The 24,650-nt window shown below is 66.5% G+C and carries 19 protein-coding genes; 12 read left to right on the top strand and 7 right to left on the bottom strand.

Going from position 1 to position 24,650, the window contains the following annotated elements:
- Positions 1-7: 7 nt before the first annotated feature.
- The gene (locus ACZLZY_RS16840; RefSeq protein ID WP_472935359.1) at positions 8-1,234 is read right to left on the bottom strand and encodes a GNAT family N-acetyltransferase; all 1,227 of its coding nucleotides are present in this window, start codon (positions 1,232-1,234) and stop codon (positions 8-10) included.
- An 874-nt stretch (positions 1,235-2,108) separates the two neighbouring features.
- On the opposite strand from ACZLZY_RS16840, the gene ACZLZY_RS16835 reads away from it, so the two are divergent.
- The 5 genes from ACZLZY_RS16835 to ACZLZY_RS16815 are packed head-to-tail and all read left to right on the top strand — an operon-like array spanning position 2,109 to position 8,824.
- Positions 2,109-4,355: a GumC family protein gene (locus tag ACZLZY_RS16835; RefSeq protein WP_472935358.1), complete on the top strand. Its 2,247-nt coding sequence runs from the start codon at positions 2,109-2,111 to the stop codon at positions 4,353-4,355.
- Between the two features lie 59 nt (positions 4,356-4,414).
- The gene (locus ACZLZY_RS16830) at positions 4,415-5,371 is read left to right on the top strand and encodes an NAD-dependent epimerase/dehydratase family protein (protein WP_472935357.1); all 957 of its coding nucleotides are present in this window, start codon (positions 4,415-4,417) and stop codon (positions 5,369-5,371) included.
- Positions 5,368-6,645, top strand: coding sequence for a glycosyltransferase family 4 protein (locus ACZLZY_RS16825; RefSeq protein WP_472935356.1), 1,278 nt, complete (start codon positions 5,368-5,370; stop codon positions 6,643-6,645). Before ACZLZY_RS16830 ends, ACZLZY_RS16825 begins: the two co-directional genes overlap by 4 nt.
- On the top strand, positions 6,642-7,970 hold the full coding sequence (locus tag ACZLZY_RS16820; RefSeq protein WP_472935355.1) for an oligosaccharide flippase family protein: 1,329 nt from the start codon (positions 6,642-6,644) through the stop codon (positions 7,968-7,970). Before ACZLZY_RS16825 ends, ACZLZY_RS16820 begins: the two co-directional genes overlap by 4 nt.
- 41 nt (positions 7,971-8,011) lie before the next feature.
- Complete coding sequence (locus tag ACZLZY_RS16815) at positions 8,012-8,824, top strand: glycosyltransferase family 2 protein (RefSeq protein WP_472935354.1); 813 nt, start codon at positions 8,012-8,014, stop codon at positions 8,822-8,824.
- Between the two features lie 108 nt (positions 8,825-8,932).
- On the opposite strand, the gene ACZLZY_RS16810 is transcribed toward ACZLZY_RS16815, so the two are convergent.
- Positions 8,933-10,288 carry a glycosyltransferase family 4 protein gene (locus ACZLZY_RS16810; RefSeq protein WP_472935353.1) on the bottom strand — a complete coding sequence of 452 codons (1,356 nt, stop codon included), beginning with the start codon at positions 10,286-10,288 and terminating at the stop codon, positions 8,933-8,935.
- Positions 10,289-10,660: 372 nt separating this feature from the next.
- On the opposite strand from ACZLZY_RS16810, the gene ACZLZY_RS16805 reads away from it, so the two are divergent.
- Complete coding sequence (locus ACZLZY_RS16805; RefSeq protein WP_472935352.1) at positions 10,661-12,088, top strand: right-handed parallel beta-helix repeat-containing protein; 1,428 nt, start codon at positions 10,661-10,663, stop codon at positions 12,086-12,088.
- Positions 12,089-12,119: 31 nt separating this feature from the next.
- Here ACZLZY_RS16805 and ACZLZY_RS16800 read toward each other — a convergent pair whose 3' ends face one another.
- On the bottom strand, positions 12,120-13,499 hold the full coding sequence (locus tag ACZLZY_RS16800; RefSeq protein ID WP_472935351.1) for an O-antigen ligase family protein: 1,380 nt from the start codon (positions 13,497-13,499) through the stop codon (positions 12,120-12,122).
- Positions 13,500-13,942: 443 nt separating this feature from the next.
- Between ACZLZY_RS16800 and ACZLZY_RS16795 the strand changes: the two genes are divergently transcribed.
- Positions 13,943-14,998: an acyltransferase family protein gene (locus ACZLZY_RS16795; RefSeq protein WP_472935350.1), complete on the top strand. Its 1,056-nt coding sequence runs from the start codon at positions 13,943-13,945 to the stop codon at positions 14,996-14,998.
- 125 nt (positions 14,999-15,123) lie between these two features.
- On the opposite strand, the gene ACZLZY_RS16790 is transcribed toward ACZLZY_RS16795, so the two are convergent.
- Positions 15,124-15,339 (bottom strand): hypothetical protein, encoded by a 216-nt coding sequence (locus tag ACZLZY_RS16790; protein WP_472935349.1) that lies wholly within the window; start codon positions 15,337-15,339, stop codon positions 15,124-15,126.
- A 300-nt stretch (positions 15,340-15,639) separates the two neighbouring features.
- On the opposite strand from ACZLZY_RS16790, the gene ACZLZY_RS16785 reads away from it, so the two are divergent.
- From ACZLZY_RS16785 to ACZLZY_RS16770, 4 genes are all read left to right on the top strand, one after another.
- On the top strand, positions 15,640-16,140 hold the full coding sequence (locus tag ACZLZY_RS16785; RefSeq protein ID WP_472935348.1) for a hypothetical protein: 501 nt from the start codon (positions 15,640-15,642) through the stop codon (positions 16,138-16,140).
- A gap of 69 nt (positions 16,141-16,209) precedes the next feature.
- Positions 16,210-16,929 carry a class I SAM-dependent methyltransferase gene (locus tag ACZLZY_RS16780; protein ID WP_472935347.1) on the top strand — a complete coding sequence of 240 codons (720 nt, stop codon included), beginning with the start codon at positions 16,210-16,212 and terminating at the stop codon, positions 16,927-16,929.
- Between the two features lie 102 nt (positions 16,930-17,031).
- Positions 17,032-19,677 (top strand): sulfotransferase family protein, encoded by a 2,646-nt coding sequence (locus tag ACZLZY_RS16775; RefSeq protein ID WP_472935346.1) that lies wholly within the window; start codon positions 17,032-17,034, stop codon positions 19,675-19,677.
- Positions 19,667-20,842: a glycosyltransferase family 4 protein gene (locus tag ACZLZY_RS16770; RefSeq protein WP_472935345.1), complete on the top strand. Its 1,176-nt coding sequence runs from the start codon at positions 19,667-19,669 to the stop codon at positions 20,840-20,842. The genes ACZLZY_RS16775 and ACZLZY_RS16770 overlap by 11 nt, the downstream gene beginning before the upstream one ends.
- Positions 20,843-20,853: 11 nt before the next feature.
- On the opposite strand, the gene ACZLZY_RS16765 is transcribed toward ACZLZY_RS16770, so the two are convergent.
- On the bottom strand, positions 20,854-21,306 hold the full coding sequence (locus tag ACZLZY_RS16765; protein ID WP_472935344.1) for a hypothetical protein: 453 nt from the start codon (positions 21,304-21,306) through the stop codon (positions 20,854-20,856).
- 31 nt (positions 21,307-21,337) lie between these two features.
- Between ACZLZY_RS16765 and ACZLZY_RS16760 the strand changes: the two genes are divergently transcribed.
- On the top strand, positions 21,338-22,408 hold the full coding sequence (locus ACZLZY_RS16760) for a glycosyltransferase family 2 protein (RefSeq protein WP_472935343.1): 1,071 nt from the start codon (positions 21,338-21,340) through the stop codon (positions 22,406-22,408).
- Between the two features lie 124 nt (positions 22,409-22,532).
- On the opposite strand, the gene ACZLZY_RS16755 is transcribed toward ACZLZY_RS16760, so the two are convergent.
- Positions 22,533-23,294 carry an ABC transporter ATP-binding protein gene (locus tag ACZLZY_RS16755; RefSeq protein ID WP_472935342.1) on the bottom strand — a complete coding sequence of 254 codons (762 nt, stop codon included), beginning with the start codon at positions 23,292-23,294 and terminating at the stop codon, positions 22,533-22,535.
- 2 nt (positions 23,295-23,296) lie between these two features.
- The gene (locus ACZLZY_RS16750) at positions 23,297-24,148 is read right to left on the bottom strand and encodes an ABC transporter permease (RefSeq protein ID WP_472935341.1); all 852 of its coding nucleotides are present in this window, start codon (positions 24,146-24,148) and stop codon (positions 23,297-23,299) included.
- Between the last annotated feature and the right edge of the window lie 502 nt (positions 24,149-24,650).

The raw sequence follows: 24,650 nt of genomic DNA, 5'->3' as shown, positions 1-24,650 counted from the left end.
GGGGGTGTCAATAGAACCGGTGGGCAAGACCGATGACGCGTTTGCGAACCGGCATCGGCAAGGTGCCGAAAGCGCGTTTCAGCCAAGGCTTGCCGGTGCGCAGATAGGAGACGGCCAGCCGGCCCTTCAGATTGAGCGGAATGGCATAGTCGGTCACCACGATCACGGCGTCGGTCCACTCGGTCTTGTGCGGATGCGTCGGAGCCAGAAAATCGAAGACCTCGATCCCCAGTCCCGTTTCGGCAAACAGTTTCCAGAGCAGCAGTCGGCCGGGGGCATGGGCGGCGTAGCGCCGGTCGTAGCTCTGGATCAGCGAGTAATAGCGCCCGCGCTCGATCAACCCGATCTCGACCGCCGCGGTCTCGCCGCCGACGGACAGGCGGGTGACCATGAACAGCCCCCGGCGGGCGATCTCGGAAATGGCGGCGCCGTTGGCGGGGTGGTCATAGCCGGCGCTGACGCCGCCCCGCTCCTGCAGCCAGGCGCGCTTCAACTCGAGCGCCTCGGCAACCGCCGCGACGTGCCGGCAGCGCGGGACGGACTGGAACTCCACCCGCCCGTGCCGTTCGAGGTTGCGCCAGTGCCGCTTCAGCGCATTGACGCTGCGGCCGCTGCGCGTCTTCGGCCGGCCCAACTCCTCGCCTTCCGCCTCGCCGCTGAGCCAGAGAAACGGCGCCTCGTCCTGCGAGAACAGGTGCTGACCGAGATGAGACCTGCCGAAGCTGTCGAGCCCCCCGCCCTCTCGCACATTGTGCAGATGGACGAGGTCGACGCCGGGCTCGACCCTTACCTGCCGCAGGGCGAGATCCACCCATTCCGCCGATCGCGGCGATCTTTCGACCAGCAGATCACAGTACTGCGTCGCCGGTTCGGCAAGGGCATGCAGGATACCCACCGGCCCGAGGGAGCGCACCGCCAACGGCCACAGCAGCACCAGCCGCCCCTCCTCGAAGACCGTGATGATCCTGACATCCACCGGACGGCCGAGCCCGGCGCAGGCCTCGACCCACGCCTCGCACCAGCCATGGCTCTGGTAGAGCGTCGCCCCCGGCACGCGCCTGTGCAGATCCTGCCAGGGGTGCCTGAGGCTTGCCAGCGCACGCTCGGTCGAGACCCGCAACGACCCGACGCTGACGCCTGGCGCGGCGGGAGGGATCAGGCAGAGGCTCGGCCGAACCGGTTTCGGCAATCCTTGGTTGACGGAAAGCTCCGTCTCGGTTTGCACGATCTGCATCAAAGCTTCTTTTCCAGGAGGGGTTGTTGCACTGCGGTGATCTCGCGGCAGCGGGATGCTCCGCTTGACCCGGAAAGGGCATCGCAGGACGGCAGACCGGTTTGGAGCTTGTTGGAGAGGGTTTGCCTGTGGGAGCCCAATGCGGGCATCGGATGGCGCGAACTGACCGCGAAGAGCCCTAACCGCTGAGGTCGAAACGCCCGGACTACATGTTTCGTCGTGAGCCCCTCGGACGCGTCAGTCCAATACCCCTTCCGCCCCGGCAAGACGGATCGGGTCGTCTTACCCCCGTCGCCGAAACGGCAGGTCGATCGGCGCAACGTCCACAACACTATAGGATTCATCCGATACTGCCCCTCCAGAGAACATTTCTCGAATCCTCCCCAATCTGATGAGCCTGATACTTTCTCCATGACCACAGCATGGGTTGGTTAAGCCTGCTCGGCCGGTGGGTGGCTCGGGATCGACGGTATCGCGTGCTACCCAGAGTTCTAAATCTTAAAACGCGCTACTCCGCTTGGTCAGGCGCTGGCCATGGCGGCGGTGCTCGGTCGAACCCCTGGTCCTCAGGCTGTCGAGGCAGCATTGGGCCGGCAGCGGCTCCGCAACGGAACGCCGGCCGGTGTCTGGGCGACGCACCATGGCATGAGGCACGTCATGGGCGAGGCCGAGGGCGCGATGGCTTTGCGTTGCTTCCGGCAGCAACGGCTTGCCGGGGACCAGACGGATTACTCACCAAATCATACTTCAATTCCGACACGACGGCCTTTCTACTCTGGGCAGCAAAGGCCTCCTTTGCGCCGGCCGCATTGCCAACGCCGGATTTGACGGATCCCACGCCGCCCCGTGCCCTCCGACCTAGACGGAACTTCGCATGAACTCTGTCCCTCCCCGCGAATTCGCCCGGTTGACGCAGCCACCGGAGGATTTCAGGCCGCCTTACGACGCCACCCTGTTCAATATGCTGCGGACGCTGTGGCGCCGGAAGCTGCTGATCGGCACGGTGATGGTGACAGGCGTTGCCGGGGCCCTCGGCGCAGCCTCGCTGATGCCGAAGAGCTATGTCGGGGAGGCCTTGGTCCAGCTGTCGTTCGAGGGCGAAGGCGTTGCGGCCAGCGGGGCGACCGGCGGCACCAGCGCCGCCGTCGACCCCACGGCCATCGTCGAGGGCGAGGCGGAGATCATCCGCTCCCGTGCGATCGCCCGGCGGGTGGCCAGCAGCCACTGGGCAGCCGACGATCCAACCGGGGATCTGACCGGTCCGCGCCTGTCGGCGACCCAGCGCGCAGAGGACGCCGCCGGATCGAGCGGCAAGGCGCAGTCCTATATGAGCGAGCTGGCGGCGGACCTGCGCGCGCGCTTCGCACCGCCGCCCGTGCCGGCGCTGGATCGTGAGGTTCTGGAACTCCAGAGCCGTCTCGGTGTGCGGAACGACGCAAAGTCCTACCTGATCCGCATCGCCTATACCGCCGCCGATCCGGCGCAAGCCGCCAAGGTCGCCAACGCCTTCGCTGAAACCTACCTGCAGAGCCGGGTGGAGGTCAGCGTCGGCTCCGCCCGGCGCACCAGCGAGTGGCTGGCGTCGCAGGTCGCGGCCGCCAAAGCGACTCTGGCCGAGGCCGAGCAGAAGGTCAGCGCCCTCCGCCTGACGGGTACCGGCCGCGGCGCGGCCGACATCGGCAACAGCCAGACGATGGAGAAGCAACTCGCCGACCTCGTCGGCCAGTTGTCCGGCGTGCGGCTGGACCGGTTGAACCTCGAAGCCCGCCTCTCGCGGCTGCGCAGCGCGGTGACCGCAGGCCTGACGCCGTCCGCGCTTGACCTCGCGGGATCGACCGATGCGCCCCGGCTGATCGAGGCGGAGGTGACCAGCCGGCAGGAGGCGGCGCGTCTTGGCTCGACGCTGGGCGAGAAGAACCCCCTCGTCGCCCGCGCCAACACTGCCCGGCGCGAGGCCCGTGAACAGCTGTCCAGCGCCGTCACCTCCGCCATCGGGATCACCGAAGCCGAGGTCGCGAGCGCCAGGACATCCGAGGCGAGCCTTTCCCAGCAGCTCGAGGAGACCAAGCGCACCGCGCTCGAGAGCCAGGCGGCGAGACAGCGGCTGAGCCAGTTCGAGGCCGAGGCCGAGACCGCGCGCGGCGGGCTGGTGCGCCTGCAGGAGAGCTACCGTCAGGCCTTGGCCCTCGCCGACCTGAAGCCGATCGGGGCGAAGCTCGTGAGCCCGGCGGAGTCCCTCAACGTCCCGGCATCGCCGAAAATGTCGCTCATCGCCATCCTGTCCGGCATCATCAGCCTCGGTGCCGGCATCGGCCTGGTACTGCTCCTCGAACTGCGCGACACCGGCTTTCGCGCCGCGCCCCAGCTGGCGGCCGACCTCGGCGCCCGCTGCATCGCCACCGTCCCGGCGATCAATTTCCGCATCGGCGCCCCCTCGCGCCACTTCCGCGAGGAAGCGCTGAAATCGCTGGCGATCCAGGCCGGCCTGACCCGGCACCGAGGCAACAACACCATCCTCGTCGTCACCTCCTCCGTCCCTGCCGAGGGCAAGACCGATCTCGTGCGCGACCTCGCCCAGACGCTCGCAACCCTCGACCAGCGTGTCCTGACCATCGAGAACGTCGTCCGCCGGCAGCCGGTCTACACCTGGGATAGCCAGGACAGGGCGGAAGCGGAGACGAGCCACCAGACGGCGCTAACGATGCAGGTGCACAGTGCCGGCAGCAAGATCGCCGGCTACTACCGCACCTCGACAGACCTGCGCAGCGTCTTCGAGAGCCATGACCGCCTGCAGAACTGGCTCGAGACGAACGGCGCGCATTTCGACGTGGTGATCGTCGAGGCCCCGCCAATCCTCACCAATGCCGACGCGCTGATCCTGACTCGCCTGGCCGACCTCGTCATGCTGGTCGTCAAGTGGAACGCCACGCCGAAGGCTGCGGTCGCCAACGCCTACGCGCAGCTCAACGGATCGAAGGCGGAGATCGGCGTCGTCCTCAACCAGGTCGACCTGATCCGCCACAAGGCGCTTGGCCTCAAGGACAACCTCTATTTCCACCGCCGCTATGTCGAAAAACGCGAAACGCTGCACCGGTCCGCGGCGCATCCGGAGACGGCCTAACGGGCCGGCCATTTCCGCCTTGCACCGCCGTCCCCATGCTCAATCAACAGGAGAACAACGTGAAGCGGATTATCGTCACGGGTGGCAATGGCTATGTCGGGCGCGAACTCGTGCGCCTCTTGTACGACGAGCACGAGGTCCACGTGCTGGACAAGGTCGCACCGGACGCCTTGCGCTTCCGGAGCGAAGAACGCTCGAAATTCCACTTCACCCAGGTCGACCTGATCGACGAAGCGGCGGTCGGGCAGGCGATGGCGGCGATCGTCCCGGACGTCGTCGTCCATCTCGCGGCGGTGCATTACATCCCGCAATGCGAAGACGAGCCGCTGATGGCGCTGGGCACCAATGTTCTCGGCACGGTCGCCGTGCTGAAGCACCTGCCCGAGCGGTGCCGCATCGTCTTCGCCAGCAGCGGCGCGGTGTACAAGCCGGCCGGGGACCCGCACGGGGAAACGAGCCTCCAGCAGCCCTCCGACATCTACGGGCTGTCGAAGCTGCACGGCGAACATTACGTCGCGAACTTCGCCGCCAAGCGCTCCCTCGACGCGGCCGTCGTCCGCCTCTTCAACGTCGTCGGCCCCGGCGAGACCAACCCGCATCTGCTGCCCGAACTCGTGGCGCAGCTGAAGGCAGGGCGGCAGACCATCCGGCTCGGCAACCTCTGGCCGAAGCGCGACTACATCCACGTCAAGGATGCCGCGCTCGGCTTCCGGGCGATCGCGCTGAAGGGCAGCACCTCTTTCGGCGAGGTGACCACCGTCAACCTCGGCACCTCCAACGCCTATTCCGTCATCGAGGTGCTGGAAAAGCTGCGGACGGTGTCGCAGACCGATTTCGCCATCGAGGAAGATCCCGACCGCACCCGGAAGGTCGACCGCCCGTTCCTGGCCGCCGATACCTCGCGCATCCGGGCCCTGTTCGACTGGAGCCCGCGTTTCACGATCGACGACGCGATGGCCGATCTCTGGCGCGAGCCGGAGCTCTCGGCGTCGCTGACGGCGAGGTACAACGTATGAAGGTCCTCGCCGCTGTCGTCGTCCCCTCCCACCTCAGCGTCAGCGGCGCGGCGCGGGCGGCCGAGAACCTCAGCACCGCCCTTGCGGGGCACTGCGACATCGCGCTGGCGACGATGATCGCCGGCGGCGACCGGCCGGCCAGCGGCAATGGGCCGCTCGCCCGCATCCCCACCCGCACATGGCTGCCGCCGGGCCTCGGCTTGTCGCGCGTGCCCAACCGCTTTCGCACCCTGTTCTACCGCTCGGACATCGACCGGCACATCCGCGCGCAGTCCTACGATCTGGTGCACCTGCACAATCCGATGCCAGCGCTGGAGATGCGCCGCATCGCCCGCGCCTGCCGCGCCCGCGGCATTCCCTACGTCGTCTCGACGCACGGCTTCAACGAAGTGACCAACGGACTGCGCATCTACGGCTTCAACCGCTGGCAGAAGATCGTCTGGCAGAAGCTGGTGGTCGATCCGGTCCGCGAGGTCGTCGCCCATGCCGCCGAGGTCTTCGCCTTGTCGCCTGATGACATCGACCTCCTGCGGCAGCTCGGGCAGCGCACCGACAACGTGACCATCGTCAGCAATGGCGTCCCGATGCCGGCGCCCGGAGACGCTGCGGCCGACGATCGCCTGCTGCAGCGCTTCGGCCTTCGCCCGCGGGGTGCGGGAGCGCCGCCGACCTTGCTCTTCCTCGCCAACCACACGCCGAACAAGGGACTGCCGGTGCTGCTCGAGGCGTGTCGCCGGCTCGGGCAGCCTTTCCAGCTGATCCTCGGCGGCGAACAACGGGATGGGGTGGCCTATGCCGAGCACATCGCGGCCTGCCGTCCCGGCCAGGCGATCGCCGTCACCGGCCGCCTGTCGGACGCCGAGGCCGCGGCCTGTTTCCGCCGCGCCGACATCTTCGTCTTCCCGACACTCGCCGACACGTTTCCGCTGGTGGTCCTCGAAGCGATGGCGGCTGGCCTGCCGGTCGTCGCCTCGCGCGTCGGCGGCATTCCCCACCAGATCGGACGCGAGCACGGCCTGCTCGTCGAGCCCGGCGATCCGGCAGCCCTTGCCGCGGCGCTGGATGCGCTGATCGCCGACCCGGCGCGGGCGGCCCGCCTTGGCGCTGCAGGCAGGGCGCGGGCACAGGCGGAGTTCACCTGGGAGCGGGCGGCGGAAATTGCCTTCAGCGGCTATGAAGCCGTGCTGGCGAGAACCTCGGCCGTCCGCGGCAGCGCCGCGCGCCCGGCGCCGGCGTCCCCCGTTCTGGCCGGCGTCACGGCGAGGCCGCGATGACACAACTGACCGAGGACGGCGGCATCCTGCCCGCCCCGCCCCTGCGGCGGTGGCACCAAGCCGCCGCGCGGCTGCCGGCAGCAAGCTTTCCGCTGCTGGACCAGGGCATCATCAGCCTCGGCACCTTCCTGTTCAACATCGTCCTCGCCCGCAGCATATCGCTGTCCGAGTATGGTCACTACGCGATGGCGCTCGGCATCCTCTTGCTGATGCAGGCTGCCTCCAGCTCGCTGATCTTCTATCCGCTGTCGATCTATGCCGCCGTTGCCGACGACCAGCGGCGACGGGATCTGGTTTTGTCGAGCCTGCTCCTGACGGCGCTGGTGTGCGTGCCGATGACGCTGCTCCTCGGCACGCTGCTCTGGTGGCTGATCGATACGTCGCTTCTGTTGCCGGCCTTTGCTGTGCTGGCCGCGGGACAGTTGCAAGAGGCGGTGCGGCGCGGACTGCTTTCGGGGCTGCGCCACGGCACCGCGATCATCGGGGACAGCGTTCGCTATCTCGGCCAGGTCGCGCTGCTCGCCGCGACCGCGCATTGGCTCCCGCTGCACCTGCCGGCCGCCCTCTATGTGATGGCAGTGGCAAGCCTCGTCGGCGCCGGCATCCAGCTCGCGCAGAGCCGGATCGGCGGTGCCCGGCTGCTGGCTCTCCTGCCGCTCGCCCGCGATTTCTGGCGCCTCGGCCAGTGGTCGCTGACCAGCAACGTGCTCGGCATCGCCCGCACGCAGTGCCTGCCCTGGCTGCTCGGCGCGCTGTCCGGCCCTGCCGCCGCCGGCGCCTTCCAGATCGCGATGAACATCTTCAACCTCACCACGCCGATCGTCATCGGCATCTGCAACATCGTGCCCCAGATGGCGGCGCGCGCCTTGCCGCAAGGCTATCGCGCCGCCTGGCAGGCTTCCTGGCCGCTGATCGCGACCGGGGCGCCGATCATCCTCCTCGGCAGCACGGCCATGCTGATCGCCCCGCACGCCTTCGTCGCGCTCTTCTACGGCGACGCCATGCGCAGCGACGCGATCGCGGCCGGCATCCGCGTGCTCGCGGGCGGCGCCATCTTTGCCTATGCCTCGTCGGCTGCCTGCGCGTTCCTGCACGGGGTGAATGGCGGCCGCGATGGCCTCCTCGCGGACCTCGCCTCGACCGTCGTGATGCTGGTGCTCGCCGTCCCGCTGACCGTCGCCTACGGCCTTGCCGGCGGGTGCCTGGCGCTGGCTGCGGCCCTTGCCGCCCGCACCGTCTTCCTCATCGCCAGCATCGTGCGACGTCTGGCCGAGACGGCGGCGGACGACGGTCCCTTGCAGGTCAGCGCGGCCGCGTCCCGTTAGCCTCCGTTTTCCATCACCCATCCCGAAACAGGAGCATCCTCATGATCATCACCGTCGTGACCCCCACCCTCAACGGCGCCGCCTACCTCAGGGAATGCATCGCCTCGGTGAAGCGCAACCACCATCCGAGCTATGCCGTCGACCATGTCATCGTCGACGCCGGCAGCACCGACGGCACCGTCGAGATCGCCCGCGAAAACGGCCTGCGCATCATCCAGGGCAAGGACCAGGGCATCTTCGATGCCATCAACAAGGGCTCGTTCAACTCCGACGGCGATCTCCTCGGCTTCCTCGGCGCCGATGACCTGATGCTGGAAGGCGCCTTGCTCGAGATCGCCACCCTCTATCGGGCGAGCCGGCCGGGCTGGATTGTCGGCGGCATCCGCTGGATCGGCGAGCGGGGCGAGGACCTCGGCTCGCTGGCGGCGCCGCCGCACTGGATGACACCGCGCATCCATGCCTGCCTCGGCTGGAACCCGATCATGCACATGTCGACCTATTTTTCGCGGGAGCTGTTCATGGCGCTCGGCGGCTTCAACATCGCCTACAAGGACGCCGGCGACTACGAACTGTTTGCACGCGCCCTCTCGCGGCAGCCCTATGGGCGGATCGACAAGCCGCTGACCTGCTTCCGCCGTACCCGCGTCAACAACAGTGTCGTCAACGCCGAGCGTGCCGGGGCCGAAGCGCGAGCGGTGCTGAAGACCTTCGGACCCGAAAGCGCCCTCGAGCGGGCGCTCTGGCGGCAGGTGTTGAAGGCCTGGTTCAACCTCCGCAATCCGCGCTGGCTGGCAGTAAAGGCCTCCACCGCCGTACGCCTGCGCCTCGACCCGGCCTTGCCGAACTACTTTTGACAATGAAAGGCGCGCTGGCGAAGCGCTGGCGCGCCAACCTGCTGCTACAGAAAGGCCGCCGAACCCTGCAGGATCGGCGGCCTTTTTGTAGCGGTGCCGACCCCCAGCTCAGGCGGGAGAAGCCGCCCGTTCCGGCAACGCCGCCGCGAGATGGCACCCCTCGCCCGCGCAGCGCGCGACGACCTCGGCATAGCGCCGGGCGAAACGCTCGACCATCAGGTCCCAGGACAGCGCCTCCGCGCGCGCGATCGCGCCTGCCGACAGCCGCTCGACCAGACCATCCTCGTCGATGAGCCGCTCGATGGCACGGCGAAAACCCTCGATGCTCGTGCTGGGATCGATGAGGGGGATTTTGATCCCGCACCGGTCGGTCACCGCAACGCCCATGCCGCAGCTGTCATGGCAGAGCACCGGAATGCCCTTGACGAGCGCCTCGAGCACCACGGCGGGCGTTCCCTCCAGAAGGCTCGTGTGGACCAGCGCATCGGCTTGGCTGAGCTCCGCCATCGCCTGGTCGTGCGGCACGAAGCCGGTCCAGCGGATCCGCCCGGCGATGCCGAGCCGGGCCGCCAGGCGCTGCCAGTGCCGCGTCGCCGGCCCCTCCCCGAGCACCACCACCTCGCACCGCCCCTCAATCCCGCTCAGTGCATGAAGGAGGATCGGCAGCGCTTTGCGGCCGATGTGCAGACCGTTCCAGACCAGCCGCAGCGGCCGTTTCCGGTCATAGCGGCGGATGCCGTCGGTCACCGGCTTGGCGCCGCTCTCGATGACGCTCTCGGCCTCGCGATGCCAGTGACGGCGAACCATCTCGGCATTCATCCCACCGATCGCCCAGATGTGGCTGGCCCGGTGCGCCGCTGCGCGCGACCGGAAGGGAACCCGTTTCTGAACGATGTTGGTGAGGTTCCTGAGGGCATAGAACGAGATCTCGCCGAGCCCCATCATCGGGAAGAAGGACCAGGCGAGATTGGCGGCCCCGTCGATCGGCCCCCAGACGAAGGGGATCGGCAGGCGCCAGAGGTCGCCCGGCTCCCGGTAGCCGGTGATGTTGAGCTGGTGGACGATGTCGAAGGGCTCGGCCGCGTGCAGCGACTGCGCGGCCGTCAGGACCGCGCGGTGCCAGGCGCGGTAGCCGAGGTAGTAGACCGTCCGGCGGCGCATCAGCGTCTCGCGCTGCAGCAGGCGGGACAGGAAGGGTGGCTCGACGAAGTGGAAGACGAGACCGGGGATCGGCTGCTTTACCAGCGCCGCCGTCACCTCCTCCCGGAAATTACGCTCGTCCGGCATGCCCGGCGAGCAGATGACCGTCACATCGTGCCAGCGGGCCAGCCGCGACACGACGTTCCAGCCGAGCCCCGGCTCCGAGCCGCCTATCGGCGACACCGCGAAGGCTGAGACCAGCACCCGCAGCCTCGGCTTGGCCGCGCCATGGGCCGTCAGCACCTGGCCGACCTCAACGTTCACGCCGAGGCTCCGACAGGGTGGGTTTGCGGTGACTCTGCATGATCGCGATGCCTCCGGACCGAGCCTCAGGCTCCTGGGGTAGATCCCTTCATCCGTTGCGGGATTCCGGCGCCGGCGCGAGTGCTCATAAGGGGGGCGGCGGCGGTTTTAAGGGGTAGCTGCGCTGGTGAACTTTGTTGCCGTCCGGGATCTCCCGCTTGCACCCGCCGCTTCATCGGACCAGCAAGGCGGCGGCCGAACCTTGCGGCTTACGTCACCTGCATGCCTGACGGGCCCGACCGCCGCGGCTTAAACTCAAGGCCGGTCGCTGCCTCGCCAGGCGCTTGGCCGCCATCTCAGCGCCTGCCATTCGATGAAGTTAAGGAGGCGACGATGCCCATCGCCGCGGACGCAAGTTTCGGTCCGGTCGACATCCAGATGCCGAAAGCGGCCATCGTGCTGTCGCTCGGGGATGACTGCCCCGCCATCGTCGCGGCCGCCCCCGCGGGCACCGCCTTCGTCTTCGCCGATGCCGGCGAGTATCGCCTGACGCGGCCGATCGAGCCGAAGGACGGCCAGTCCTTTACCGGCGTCAGGGGGGCAGTCATCGACGGCTCCCGGGCGCTCCGCGACTTCTCCCGCTCGGCGGACGGCCTGTTCAGCGCCGCGCATCAGGACCAGCAAGGTCAGCGGCTGGCCACAGAGGAGGCCGCCCCCGGCGCCGTCCGGGCCGGCTTTCCCGAAACGCTGTTCGTCGACGGCAAACCGTTGCGGCCGGTCGCCTCGCGCGACGCGGTGAAGCCTGGCAGCTTCTATTTCGACTATGATGCCGATGTCATCGTCATCGCCGACGACCCTTCCGGCCGCAAGGTCGAGGCGGGGGTCAGCGCCGCCGCCTTCGCCTCGCGCGCGACCGGCGTCAGGATCTCCAACCTGACCGTCGAGCAATTCAACGCCCCCGCCCAGCACGGCGCGATCCAGGGCGGCGAGAACTGGACGGTCGAGAACAACGAGGTGCGGCTGAACTACGGCGTCGGCATCATCGTCAAGGACGGCGGGCGCATCACCGGCAACGACGTCCACGACAACGGCCAGATGGGCATTGGCGGCAATGGCCGCGGCATCCTCGTCGAGCGCAACGCCCTTCACGCCAACGGCTTCTGGTCTGGCATCGACGTCTACTGGGAGGGCGGCGGCAGCAAGTTCGCGGTAACCGAGAACCTCGTCGTCCGCGACAACTACTCCCACGGCAATCATGGGTTCGGCCTCTGGACCGATATCGACAACATCGGCACGCTCTATGAGGGAAACCGGCTCGTCGGCAATGACGGCGGCGGCATCAACCACGAGATCTCCTACGACGCGGTGATCCGCGACAACGTCTTCATCGGCAACGGCGCGGCGGCGCGCGGAAACTGGATGTGGGGCGCCGCGATCCAGATCCAGAATTCCCAGAACGTCGAGATCACCGGCAACCGCATCGACATGACCGGCGGCCTCAACGGCATTTCGCTGATCCAGCAGGACCGCGGCATCGGCGCTTTCGGCCCCTACCGCACCATCAGCAACCTCGTGCGGGACAACGTCCTCGTCTCCCGCAGCGGCGAGGGGCGGACGGGGGGCGCTGCCGATCACGACGAGCCCGGCCTCCTGCGCGGCGGCAACAGCTTTGCCGCCAACCGCTATTTCATGGCCGATGGAAACCACTGGTGGTGGGGAGACTTTCCAAGCGGCGATGGCTGGCAGGCCTACCGGCGCGACACCGGACAGGACGCCGGCTCCAGCCTCAGCAACGATCTACCGGACACCAGCACCTGGTGACCCGCGGCCCGAGCACCGGGTCGCCGGGTGGTCAGCCGCCGAACCGGCCGAGCGAGTCGGCGTGCTGGCGCCACCAGGCTTTTTCGCGGGCCTGCGCCAGCCGGCGATAGGTCATGCAGAGCCCGACGCCGGTGCCGAACAGGACCCAGAAGATCACCCCCATCATCGGCCCCTCGAGCGCGACGTCGAAGCTCGCATTGACGAGCCCGGCCACGAGATAGCAGAGGACGAAGATCAGGAGGTTCGACCAGTCCCGGTCGCCATTTAACCGGGCGCGGTAGATGGTGGCGAGCATCATCGCCATCCAGCTGAGATTGACCGTCACCCACAGCGCAATGCCTGGCACGCCGCTCCGGGCGAGGATGGTCATGTGGGCGCTGTGCGGACTGCGCAGCGGCGGCCCGTCGCCATCGCCGACGACGAAGCCGTCGGAAATCGCGAGGTTAACTCCAAAACCCTTGCCGCTCCAGAAATAGTCGCCGTGGACGGTGTAGTCGGTGATCGCCTGCCACCAGCGCATCCGCCAGACCTTCGTGCCGTCGAGATCGCTGTTCGAGGAAGAGGTGAAGATGCTGGTCACATTCTCCATCAGCTGGCCGACGCGCATCGTGCGGTAGTCCGGCGGCAGCTGTACCTCGAAATTGGAGAGATAGAGCACGGCGATGATCGGGATGGCCGCTGAGATCGTCATAACAGCTGGCTTGAACCGTCCGGACAAGGCTGTGGCAAGCATCAGGGGAACGGCGATGGCGAGCATGCCGCCGCGGCTCTGGGCGGAGACGACGAGGATGCCGGACACCAGAAGCACGACCCACCAGGTCGGGAATCGCTTCAAACCCACCAGCGCGAACACTGCTGCGCCGGCCACGTGCACGGCCACCTCGCCAGCGCGCAGCAGCATCATCGGCGCGCCGGACCGCGGCCAGGCCGGGATGACGTGGCTGAGCTGTTTCGGCACAATGTAGAGGACGAAGGCAATGGCCCCGAACACCGTGAAGAAGCGGCCGGCATGGTGGACCGCCCGGTCAATCCGCGCCGGGTTCTCGAGGATCAGATTGGCGACGACGAAGGCGAAGAGGCCGTAGACGACGATCACGCTGTCGCGCAGGGCGTCGATGCCGTAGGTGCCGACGAAGGGAACCGTCCGCAGCAAGGTCCAGCCGATCATCACCAGCAGGATCTGCAGCGGAAGGGCGGACAGGACGGCGGCCGAGGGCGTCGGCCAGAACAGCGTGACCAGTCCGAACAGCAGCAGCACTTCAGCGGGGAAGAGCGGCGGGATGCCCGCATAGGCGAAACCCTTGCCGGTGAAAGCGTAGGCGGCGATGGCCAGGAGCAAGGCACCGAGATAGCGATCGCGCAGACCCGTCGATGCCGGCTGGCCGAATGCGGCGGGCGTGCTGACGCTCATGCCATGCCTTTCCGCCCCGTGCCGGGGCCTTGCTCCGCCAGTTCCGCCAGTTCCGGCGCCCCGCCTTCGCGGCGCTGAGCGCGCCGGGCCTCCCTTCCAGATCTGACACCGTCGTGCGCCGGATTCACCGCGGGGAGGAGAAGTACGCCTTCCGGAGCAACGTTGGCGCCAGCGATAAAGCGGCCGGACCGTGCATGTTCTAGGCTGCGGCCTCGGCACGGAGAAACGCTTTGCGGGGGTAGTCCGCTTGCGTCCCCCATGCCCGGGACGGCAGCTGCTAGGCTGATCAAGGCCCGCGACCGAGCTCAGAGCGCCGGCCGGGATCGCGGTTGTCGGAAAGGCTGGTCGATGGCGTTTGTTGAGTTCCCGTACCGGGCGGCGTTCAACCCGCTAAGGGTTGCGGCGACACCATCCTGCCGCGTCCCCGCGGGTGGCGCCGGCTGATGCGGGCGGACCGGAACGAGGCCATTCAATGGCTGCGGGCACTGGCGGCGACCGAGGTCATGGTCTGGCACTCGGACCTCGTTGCCAAGGGCTTTTCGGCGTTCTCGATCCAGACCTCCGCCTACCGGCCGCTCGGCGGCATCGGCGTCGAGGTCTTCTTCGTCGTCTCCGGCTTCCTGATGAGCTTCATCAGCCAGTCCATCCCCGGCCCGAAACCGTTCCTCATCGGCCGCATCCGGCGGATTTTTCCGCTCTACTGGGCCTTCACCCTCCTGGTGATCGGCGTCTACCTCGTCAATCCGGACTGGCATCTCGGCGGGTTCAGCCTTTCCGCCGGCAGCATTGCCGGATCGTTGTTGCTCTGGCCCCAGCAAGGCTATCCGATCCTGACGGTCGGGTGGACGCTCGAATACGAGATCGTCTTCTACCTCATCGTCGTCGCCTTCATCGCCACGGCCATGTCGCGGGCGCCCCGGGCGCGGGCGCACTTCGGCGTCTTCCTGGCGCTGCTCGGGCTCCTCGGCGTGTGCCTGCCGGATGCGCTGAGGGCCAGTCCGGTCCTGACCCACATCCTGACCCCCTATATGTTCGCCTTCGGCTTGGGCTGGCTGCTGCACAGCGCCCCGAATGCCGGGCTGAGAGCCGCTGGCCCGGCGCTTCTCGTTTTCACCGGCCTGGCGGTAACCGGGCTCGCCATCGCCGAAAACCACGATGCGGTGGTGTTGCCGCGCAGCCTGGCCGCAGGCGGTTTCGTCGCCGCCATGCTGGCCCTCCGCCCCCTTCTCGCCCGAACCGGCACCGTCAACCGGATCATCGCAAGCATCGGCGAGGCCTCCTACAGCATCTACCTCTGCCACTGGTTCGTGCTCTCGGCGCTTGGAAAAGTCTTTGGCCGCCTCGATCTCCCCGCGGACGCCGACGTCGCGGTCCGGATCGCAGGCTGTCTCGTCGCCCTGGCCGTCGGCTGGGTCTTCTTCGTCAAGCTGGAGCGCCCGCTGGACCGCCGGCTGCGCGGACAGCGCAAGGCGGCGGCTGGCCTGGTGCCCGCCACCTGACAAGCCGACGCCCGTCGCCGTCCTCGTACGCCGCGTTCTGGTTGAGAATGGTAGGAGTCACGGGCACAGTCACCGTGCAGGAGCGGTGAAGCGGAACGCTCCACGGTCCCGCAAGCTATGCCAGATCAGACGCTCACGGCCTTCGGGGACCGTCGCCGCCGCCTCGGCTTTATGGCGACGATCATCAATGCCGCGACGCCCTCGGCCGTCAGCTCCCAATGCCCCTTGCCGTCGACCCCCAGACGATACTCCGTCCACCCTCGGCGCACGCAGGACAGCGCCGTGTGCGCGCTCGGCTCGAAGATCCGATCGAAACCGGGCTGATCGCGCAGCCCTGTCATCCAATAACGCTGTCCGGGAGTGAGCCTTGGCATGCCCCGAGTATGGCGGAACGCGCTCGCTTTCTGCGAGATGGGATAGGGCTTACCTCCTTCGCTCCCGCCTGGGGCTCGGCGGTCATGCGGCTGGCCATCGCTTCGCGAACCTGGTTCGGCGGTGGAGCCCAAAATTAGATCGGCTCCGCGGTCGCGCCCTGCCGGCGCGACCGCGGAAATTCTGCGACTAGCGGTATCCCTCCCGAACTTGACGGCACCTACCAAAGCGCGCGACCGTCACATGCAAATAGAAATCTGGAGACATCCTTGAGCCCTGCCGATCGACAGAATGCGCATGACACCATGATCGAGAACGGGCGCCCGCTTTGGGCATCCCTGGTGACGAAGGCCTCGGAGGCGCTGCGATCGATCGAGATCATCGATCCCGCGCGCGCGGACGAGGAGGTCGCCAGACTGAACCGGTTTGCCGAAAACGTCATGCCGCATCAGAGCCCGGAGGCAAGAAGCATTCTGACTGGCGGCACAGCCCTTGCCAGCAATCACCAGCCTCTGCTCGATGCGCTTCGCCTGGAAGCCAAGACGGCGAACAATGCCGGAGCAGCCTATGCCGGACGGATCCTGAATGGATTGGCCGCGCAGATCGATGCCGCCTACGCCTCGGGCACGCTTGGTACTGTTCTTTCGATGCGCAACCGCATTGCCGCGGCTCGTCCGTTGCAGACGAATGCCGAAGTCAGCCGGTGGTTCAACATGGCCCTGGTTCCCGGGGGAGCGATCGTATCGAACACCGGCCATATCGTTGCCTGATCGCCGGGGCAGCTCCGTCGGCGCGCTGAAGACGACCGGGTGCTCGCAAGGGCAGAGGACGTTTAGATCATGACGCTCAATCCCTACGAGGCCGATCTGTCGAAGGTGATGGGCCAAGCTGATGGGCACCGGCAGATCATCGGTGGGCTTTGGGAGGAAATGGGTGAGCACCAGCGCGCTTACCTCGTGGCGCAGGGACTTTCACCCAGCGATTTCCTCCTGGATATCGGCTGCGGCAGCCTGCGCGCCGGGGTGAAGCTCGTGCCTTTCCTCGACCCCGGCCATTATTTCGGCATCGACCTGATGCCGGCCCTGCTCGAAGAAGGATACGCCAAGGAGATCGTCCCGCTCGGTCTCGAGGCTCGGTTGCCGCGGGAAAACCTTGCAGTGGCCGACGCGTTTCAGATCCCCTTCGGGGACACGGTTTTCGACCACGCCTTGGCGCAGTCGCTGTTCAGCCATCTGCCGATCAACCATCTCCGGCTTTGTCTTGCCAACCTGCGCCCCCGCATGCGCCTGGGCGGCATCTTCCACGCGACGTTCTTCACCGTTCCGGACGGGCACGCGCTGAACGCCCCTTTTACCCAGGTCCCCTCGGGTGGGGAGGCCATCCATTGGGAGGGCGAGCTGACCAAGGCCGAGGTGACGACTTTCGGCTACCAGGATCCCTTCCACTATTACCGCGGCGACCTCGACTTTGCGGCGATCGGGCTTGGCTGGGCGATCGAAGGTGTCTTCGACTGGCAGCATCCGCGCGGACAGAAGATCGCGCGCTTCCGCGCCACGTGAAGTCTCGTCTGGCGCGGGCCCCCCGTATAGGGCGCGTGCCGTCTATCGGATGACAGTTCAGGCAGGGCTTGCTATGGCGTCCCCGTCACAAGGGAAGCGATGATGATGGTGGATAAGGTCGGTCAGTCAGTCGGCATTCTGGTGCTCGGCATGCACCGCAGCGGAACATCGGCGCTGACCGGCGTCCTCGATGAACTGGGCCTTCCCGCCGCCGGCGAGCTTTTGGCCGCCGAGAGCTACAACGAGAAGGGCCTGTTCGAGAACAAGTCCGTCAATGCCTTCCACAACCGCTTGCTGGACTATCTCGGTTCTCGCTGGGACGACCCGATGCCGCTCTCCAACGGTTTCGTGGACACGGAAGCGGGACAGGGTTTCGTTGCTGAACTCGCAGCAATTGTCCGCACCGAGCTTCTCGCCACCACGGCCCTGTTCTCGGTCAAGGACCCGCGCATGTGCCGCTTCGTTCCTCTGTGGAAGGCGGCATTGGAGAAGACTGAAACTGAACCGCGCGCGATCATCGCCTTGCGCCATCCGCTGGAGGTGGCCGGTTCGCTGTCGCGGCGCGACGGCTTCCCGCGCGCCAAGAGCCTGCTTCTCTGGCTGGCGCACATGCTGAATGCCGAGCGGGAAACGCGCGCGCTCTCCCGCAGCTTCGTCTCCTACGACGCACTGCTCGAAGACTGGCGCGGCACGGCGGACCGTCTGGCGCTGGAACTTGGCATCAGCTTCCCGAAAGAGCGCGGCCGCATCGAGGCCGTGATCGACGGCTTCCTGACATCCGACCTGCGCCATCACGCCGTCACCGCCCAGATCGGCCGCTCGACGCGCTTCGATGCGCTGGTCGCCGATGCCTGGGATGCCTTCCAGGCGCTCTCCGTCAACCGCGACGACAGCGAGGCCATGGCGGAGCTCGACCGCATCGCCGGAACGCTCGCGGCGGCCTCGGAGGTGTTCGCCCCCTATGTCGCCTGGGAGTTCAAGGCGCTCCAAGACAGCCGTGAGCGCACCGCCCTCCTGGAGGAGATCGAACGCGTCGTCCGCGCGCAGAACGCCGACTATTTCGCCGAGATCCACAAGGAGAGGCAGGCTGCGGAAAGCCAGCGCGCCGAGGATCACGCCAAGGCGTCGCAGGCCGCCGAGAAGGCGGAGGCGACGCACCGCCAGCTGATGGCGAGCGAGCAGCGCAGCTACCGCCAGGCCATGGACAAGGTCGAGCGCGAGCTGCAGGTGCTCCGTCCGACGGCTCAGCAGGCTGCCGACCGCGCCGCCTTGTTCGAGCGACGCACCGCCGAACTCGAGGCCGACGCGTTCCGGCTGCGGCAGGAGGCGCATGCGCATGCGGTCGCCCTCAACGCCCTCGAAGGGTCCACGGCCTGGCGCCTGACCGGCCCGTTCCGCCGTGCCGCCAGCGCCTTGCCGCTGTCGATGCGCGGGCAGATCCGGCGGCTCGCCAAGGCAGGCTGGTGGCTGGTGACACCTTGGCGCATGCCAGCACGTCTGCGTTTCCTGCGGGAACGCGAGCAGCGTCCCGCCGGCTTCGACGGGCATTCCGCGGTGGGAGCCACAGCCGCCCCGCCGCTGCCCTCCACCCCGGCCGGCCCGCGGCGGGCCACCAACTCGCTGCCCGCGCTCGGCCTGTTCGAGGTGCCGACGCTGCAGCCGCGCGTTTCGATGGTCACCGACAGCATCAACGAGGGCAGCCTGTTCGGCGGCGTTGCGACGGCGCTGATCTTCACCGCCCTCTTCGCCAAGCGCAACGGACGGCGCCTGCGGATCGTCACCCGCACCCAGGCCCCGGCCGCTGAGAACGTCGCGGCGGTGTTCCGGGCGCACGGCATTGAATGGACTGACAACATCGAGTTCGTCTTCGCGGACATCTCCGACGCGGACAGCCGGATCGAGACGAATGCGGACGAAATCTTCGTCACGACCTCCTGGTGGACGACCCGTGCGACGCGCCAGTCGGTCGCCGATGCGCAGATCCTCTACATCCTCCAGGAGGATGAGCGCATGTTTTATCCCTTCGGCGACGACTATCTCGCCTGCGCCGAAACGCTAGGCGACCGGTCGATTGCCAAAGTGATCAATTCCGGGCTGCTGCACCGCCATCTGGTCGAGGACGGCGTGATCGACGAGGCGACGCCGTTCTTCGAGCCGTCCTTCCCATCCCGGATCTATTTTCCTTCGCCGGACTCGGATGCCGACGGCAAGCGCAACTTCCTCTTCTATGCCCGCCCCTACAATGCGCGGAATCTCTACGACCGGGGCGTTGCCGTCATCGAGACGGCGATCGAGCGCGGCATTCTCGACCCCGCACTCTGGAACATCCATTTCGTCGGCAAGGATCTCCAGCCGATGCAGCTCGCCGGCGGCATCGAGCCGATCCTTCTGCAGAACATGGCGTGGGAGGACTACGCCGCCTTCGTGCGCTCGGTCGATCTGGCGCTGACGCTGATGTTTACGCCGCATCCGAGCTATCCGCCGCTTGACGTTGCCGCCTGCGGCGGTGTCGCGGTGACCAACCGCTTCGGCGTCAAAACCGACCTCTCCGGCTACAGCCGCTCGATCGTCTGCGTCGACAGCGAGCTGGAGGCCCTGGTCGAGGGACTGCGCGAAGGCGTGGCGCAGGCGCTCGACGACGACGGACGCGGAGCAGCCCTCTCCAACAGCGGCATCGGCCGCGACTGGGCCGCCTCCTTCGCCCCGGTCTTCGACCGCCTCGCCGAGAGCGCCGCCCATGTTCGTTGATCTGCCGGCGCCGGTCGAGCATCAGGACCCCTGGTTCCTGTCGGGCGAGACGCGGCTGCTCTCGCTGCTGCGCACCGATCTTCGCATCGCCTATCTCTACGAACGGCCGGACAACAGCACGTTCCGGTACCGCATCCACAACATGATCGAAGTGATCGACGCGACCTGGCCGGAGGCATCGGCCGCGGCCTTCTTCGTCGATGACGATAATGCGCTGCTCGACAAGGTGGCCGACAGCGCCGACATCGTCGTGATCTGCCGGGCCCGCTATTGCCAGGACGTCAACCGCTTCGTGCTTCGCGCCAAACGCCGGGGCATTCCCGTCGTATTCGACGTCGATGACCTCGTCTTCGACACCGGCTACGCGCATCTCGTGATGGACTCGCTCGCGCAGAAAGGCACGACGGAGCAGGAATGGGATTTCTGGTTCGCCTATATCGGGCGCATCGGGGCGACTTTGCGCATGTGCGACCGCGCGATCACGACCAATCCGTTCCTCGCCGCCCGCATCACCGACTTTGCCGGAGTCGAGACCGCGATCGTCCCGAACTTCATCAACCAGGCACAGCTCGACTATTCGCGCGCCATCTGGGCCGCGAAGCAGGCCTCGGGCTATGCCCGGGACGAGCACCTGCATGTCGGCTATTTCAGCGGATCACCAACGCACATCAAGGACTTCGCCCTCGTCGAGAGCGCGCTGGCGAAGCTTCTCAAGCGGTTTCCGCAGGTGCGCATCCGCATGGTCGGCTATCTCGAGCCGGCAGGACCGCTGCTCGATCATCTCGGCCGCATCGACCGTGAGCCGTTTCATGACTACGTCAACCTGCAGCGGCTGATCGGCTCGACCGAGATCAACATCGCCCCCTTGCAGGACAACCGGTTCACCAACTGCAAGTCCGAACTGAAATACTTCGAGGCGGCGATCACCGGAACCGCGACCGTTGCGACGCCGACCTTCACCTTCGCGAGCGCGATCCGGCATGGCGACAACGCCCGCCTTGCCGCAGCCCACCAGTGGGAAGAGATGATCACGGCGACGATCGAGGATCTCGAGACCCACCCTCAGCTCTACCGGGACATGGCCGAACGCGCGGTCGCCGATGCGGATCTACGCTACGGCTGGCACCAGCAGGGCGAGGCCATCCGCAGAGCGCTGGCGATCTAGAAAGAGCGCATTCACCGGATCCCCCTGTTGCTTTTTCCCGGGCACCAGCGGTGGCAGGCGGCGCCCTGCTCGCCGGGTTCAGCCGATCCTTTTGGCGGCAGGGACATGGACAGCATAGCGGTGTGTACGGGCCTTTCGCGGACACCGGCCTGCTGCCTTTGGAAGAAAGCAAATAACGGCGTTTGGGGCCATTCTTCCTGACGCTCGTTTCCCGCCAACGCATTGTATATGCGCCGACATTTCGCCTCTCTTCCGTTGCGCAACAAACGGTAAGATGAATTTTCGCAAGGGCGGATCAAGGCATCGACAACCACGTAGTTTACCCGGAAGGCGGGCTGGCACATTATGGCTTTCTTAGTGATATAAGATGCTTTTGTAATCCAATCCGGCCTGCGGACTTTGATGTCCGACGAAGCAATCTGGGCCCAGCCAACATTGTCGTTCGCGCCGCTGAACAGCAGCATCGCGGACTTTGGACAAGCGGAAGCCTAAGAGATGCAAAGCGCCTACCAAGCCGACAGACGGCAGGAACGTCTGGATAAGACCCGCGTCGCCGTCATCATTCCCTATTACAACGGCTCGAGCTTCATCGAGCGCTCGGTGCGAAGCGTCCTCGAGCAGACGGTCCCGCCGGCGGAATTCATCGTCGTCGATGATGGCTCGAGCCCGGCGGAGGCCGAGCGTCTGGACGAGATCGCCGCCGACATGGGGTTTCGGGTTCTCCACAAGCAGAATGGCGGACAAGGCTCGGCCCGCAATGCCGGCGTTGCCGCCAGCAGCGCCGACTACATCTGCTTCCTCGACCAAGACGACTTCTATCTGCGGAACCACATCGAGAGCCTTGTGGAAGCGATGCCGGAGAACGAGCCGCATTTTGGCTGGGTCTACGGCGAACTGTTCGAGGCCGAGGGCAATGGCGAGATCGTCCGCACCAGCATCGTCGCCCGCAATTCGAAGAACCCGAAGGCGAACATTTTCGAACTGCTGTCGCGGGACATGTTCGTCCTTCCCTCCGCCTCCCTGATCTCGCGCAAGGCCTTCGAAGCCGTCGGCGGGTTCGACGTGCAGTTCATGGGCTATGAGGACGACGACCTCTTCCTGCGCATTTTCCGGGCGGGTTTCACCAACCACTTCACCGCCAAGCCCGTTACCGTCTGGTGCATTCACACGGAGAGCACGTCCTACGGCATCCGCATGGCGCGCTCGCGCCTGCGCTATTTCGAGAAGCTCGCCGCCGCCTTTCCGGACGATGACGTCAAGGAACGCTTCTACATGCGCGATGCGCTGATCCCGCGATTCAACCATCAGTTCATCAGCGAGGCGATTGCCGCGGTCGGCGCGAGCAGCGGCAAGTTCGCGACCTACCGCGACGAGTACATTGCGATTGCCCAGAAATACACCGACATCGTCTGCGCGACGCCGACCGTTTCGCGGCTGTTCAAGGCGCGTGCAAGAATGCGGATGCGCCTGCTTACCAGCCCGCGCTGGCAGCGTCTCTACGAGCTCTATCCCCTGCTAAGCAGGGCTCGGCACGTCGGCCGCAGACTCGGTCGGTCCTTTCGGTAGACCGCCCACCTCGCATGGCAGCGTCAGCAACAGCACCCGGGGGCTGCCTCTGTCTGCAAGGGCAGTGCGCGATGCATGAACCGCTCGCGTCACAGTTTCGGCCCGGAGAGACCCGGGCTAGCGGTTAGCCTTGCGCGACGGATGCCTCGTACGCCGCGATCACGTCCTCGATCGCGCCGTGCATCCGCACCCGGCCATGCTCCATCCAGAGGCCCGTGCTGCACCATTGCCGCAAGAGACCGTTGGAGTGCGAGGCCATGACGAGGAGGCCGGCCTCGCCGATGAACGTCTTCAGACGCTCCTTCGCGTGCGCGTGGAATGCCGCGTCGCCGGCGCCGATGCCCTCGTCGATCAGGAGGATTTCCGGCGTGATGGAGGTCGACACCGCGAAGGCGAGGCGCGTCGACATGCCGGTCGAATAGGTGCGCAGCGGCATGTCCAGGAATTCGCCGAGCCCCGAGGCTTCGCCGATATCGCTCGACAACCGGTCGATTTCGCGTCGGGAATAGCCAAGCAGCATGCCCCGCAGGACGATGTTGTCCCAGCCGGTCGCGTCGGGATCGAAGCCAAAACCGAGGTCGAACATCGAGGCGACGGAACCGCTGATCTTCAGGCGTCCGCTAGTGGGCTCGTAGATGCCCGCCAGGACGCGCAGCAGCGTCGACTTGCCGGCGCCGTTATGGCCGAGAAGGCCGAGGCGCTCGCCGTGCTCCAGGTTAAGTGTCAGCGCATCGATGGCACGCACGATCGCCCGCCCGGTCGCGCCGGCGCGCGGCCGGATCTGACCGCCGGTCGCCGCCGAGATGATGTTGTTCTTCAGCGACCGGTCGCTGATGTTGAAGATCGGAATGTCGACCGAGACGGCGTCGAGCTGGATAGAAGCCATGTTCAAGCCCAATAGGCGATGCGCGCGCGGTAGCGGGCAAAAAACAGGAAGGCGATGGTGCCCATGCCGAGGGTGATCCCGAGGCAGGTCAGCCAGTTGCCGAGCGTGCCCGTTCCGCCGAGCAGCGGATCACGCGCGATCTCGATGAAGTGGTAGAACGGGTTGGCGCCGACGAAGATCGCCCGCTCGGGCACCTGGCTGGCGCTCCACAGGATCGGCGTCATGAAGAAGGTCACCTGGATGATGCTTGCGATGATCATCGGGATGTCGCGGAAGCGGGCGCAGAGCGGCCCGAGGATCATCGCGACGAAGACGCAGTTCAGGAGGATCAATAGCAGAGCGGGGAACAGCAGCAGAGTCGTCAGTGTCGGCCAGATCCCGAAGAACAGTGCAACGAGGATGTAGATGATGAAGTTGTGCCCGAAAGTGACGAACTGCATCCAGACGAACTGGAAGATGTAGACGCTGTACGGCAGCTTGATCTGCCGGATCGACGGTGCCGCGCTGGAGAAGACGTTGCAAGCCGCCGTGATGGAGTTCCCGATCAGCCCCCACATGATGAAACCGATCGCGAGGAACGGCAGATAGGTGCTGATGTCCATCTTGAAGATGGTGGAGTAGAGGACGCCGAGCGCCGCCACCATGATACCCATGGAAAGCGTCAGCCAGAGCGGCCCCAGCACCGAGCGGCTGTAGTGCTTCTTGGTGTCGCGCCAGCCGAGAAACAGCCAGAGCTCGTAGAGCCCGAGGCCATTGCGGATATCCTCATAGGCCGCGACGAGGCGGTCGGATCGCGAAACGCCGCTGGCGGCCGGCGAGGAAGCGTCTGCAACCATGTTCGGGGATGTCATCATGATGTGACGGGTATCCAGTTCATATTGGGCTGCTGGATACTCCGACGCTTGGGCGGTAGCAAGGCGACGCTTGCGGCCCCGCCGAGACGGCCGCACCGACGCCTGCGGGCTCGCCTTACGGCAGAAAGGCGATCGCGTTCCGGCGGCCGCCCTTCCGCACCGGCTCGCCTCCTTTTCGTTCCTGTGGGCCATGACAGATCTCGATGCGGCCGGCGCAGAGAACGGCAGGCCGATCCTCACCGTCCCGGACGAGCACTCCGGACAGCCTCCCCGGCAAACGCTCGCGCCTCCAACTGATGGAGACCATCCTCGACGAGCAGACGGTTTCCAGCCGGCAGCATGCGGCTCTTCTGGAGGAGCTCGAAACGCAAAGGCGGAGCGCGCCCGCGCCGGGGGGGGTCTGACGAGCACGCTGGAAGAGAAATCTCGCCGGGACGCAGAACTGGCGGAGATGCGGTCGAGGCTTGCGGCAGCGACAAGCGAACTTCAAGGCTCGCTCGCG

The sequence above is a fragment of the Mesocryomonas lacus genome (genome assembly GCF_055730135.2).
The sequence above is the reverse complement of the archived record's forward strand: the minus strand, read 5'-3'. Positions and strand labels throughout refer to the sequence as shown.

What these genes read in the sequence shown, in the direction of transcription:
- ACZLZY_RS16795 (WP_472935350.1), top strand. Translation starts at nt 13,943, where the DNA reads ATGCGGGCGGACCGGAACGAGGCCATTCAATGGCTGCGGGCACTGGCG.
- ACZLZY_RS16840 (WP_472935359.1), bottom strand. Translation starts at nt 1,234, where the DNA reads ATGCAGATCGTGCAAACCGAGACGGAGCTTTCCGTCAACCAAGGATTG.
- ACZLZY_RS16825 (WP_472935356.1), top strand. Translation starts at nt 5,368, where the DNA reads ATGAAGGTCCTCGCCGCTGTCGTCGTCCCCTCCCACCTCAGCGTCAGC.
- ACZLZY_RS16750 (WP_472935341.1), bottom strand. Translation starts at nt 24,148, where the DNA reads ATGATGACATCCCCGAACATGGTTGCAGACGCTTCCTCGCCGGCCGCC.
- ACZLZY_RS16760 (WP_472935343.1), top strand. Translation starts at nt 21,338, where the DNA reads ATGCAAAGCGCCTACCAAGCCGACAGACGGCAGGAACGTCTGGATAAG.
- ACZLZY_RS16820 (WP_472935355.1), top strand. Translation starts at nt 6,642, where the DNA reads ATGACACAACTGACCGAGGACGGCGGCATCCTGCCCGCCCCGCCCCTG.
- ACZLZY_RS16775 (WP_472935346.1), top strand. Translation starts at nt 17,032, where the DNA reads ATGATGGTGGATAAGGTCGGTCAGTCAGTCGGCATTCTGGTGCTCGGC.
- ACZLZY_RS16805 (WP_472935352.1), top strand. Translation starts at nt 10,661, where the DNA reads ATGCCCATCGCCGCGGACGCAAGTTTCGGTCCGGTCGACATCCAGATG.
- ACZLZY_RS16815 (WP_472935354.1), top strand. Translation starts at nt 8,012, where the DNA reads ATGATCATCACCGTCGTGACCCCCACCCTCAACGGCGCCGCCTACCTC.
- ACZLZY_RS16780 (WP_472935347.1), top strand. Translation starts at nt 16,210, where the DNA reads ATGACGCTCAATCCCTACGAGGCCGATCTGTCGAAGGTGATGGGCCAA.
- ACZLZY_RS16790 (WP_472935349.1), bottom strand. Translation starts at nt 15,339, where the DNA reads ATGACAGGGCTGCGCGATCAGCCCGGTTTCGATCGGATCTTCGAGCCG.
- ACZLZY_RS16755 (WP_472935342.1), bottom strand. Translation starts at nt 23,294, where the DNA reads ATGGCTTCTATCCAGCTCGACGCCGTCTCGGTCGACATTCCGATCTTC.
- ACZLZY_RS16835 (WP_472935358.1), top strand. Translation starts at nt 2,109, where the DNA reads ATGAACTCTGTCCCTCCCCGCGAATTCGCCCGGTTGACGCAGCCACCG.
- ACZLZY_RS16800 (WP_472935351.1), bottom strand. Translation starts at nt 13,499, where the DNA reads ATGAGCGTCAGCACGCCCGCCGCATTCGGCCAGCCGGCATCGACGGGT.
- ACZLZY_RS16765 (WP_472935344.1), bottom strand. Translation starts at nt 21,306, where the DNA reads ATGCTGCTGTTCAGCGGCGCGAACGACAATGTTGGCTGGGCCCAGATT.
- ACZLZY_RS16770 (WP_472935345.1), top strand. Translation starts at nt 19,667, where the DNA reads ATGTTCGTTGATCTGCCGGCGCCGGTCGAGCATCAGGACCCCTGGTTC.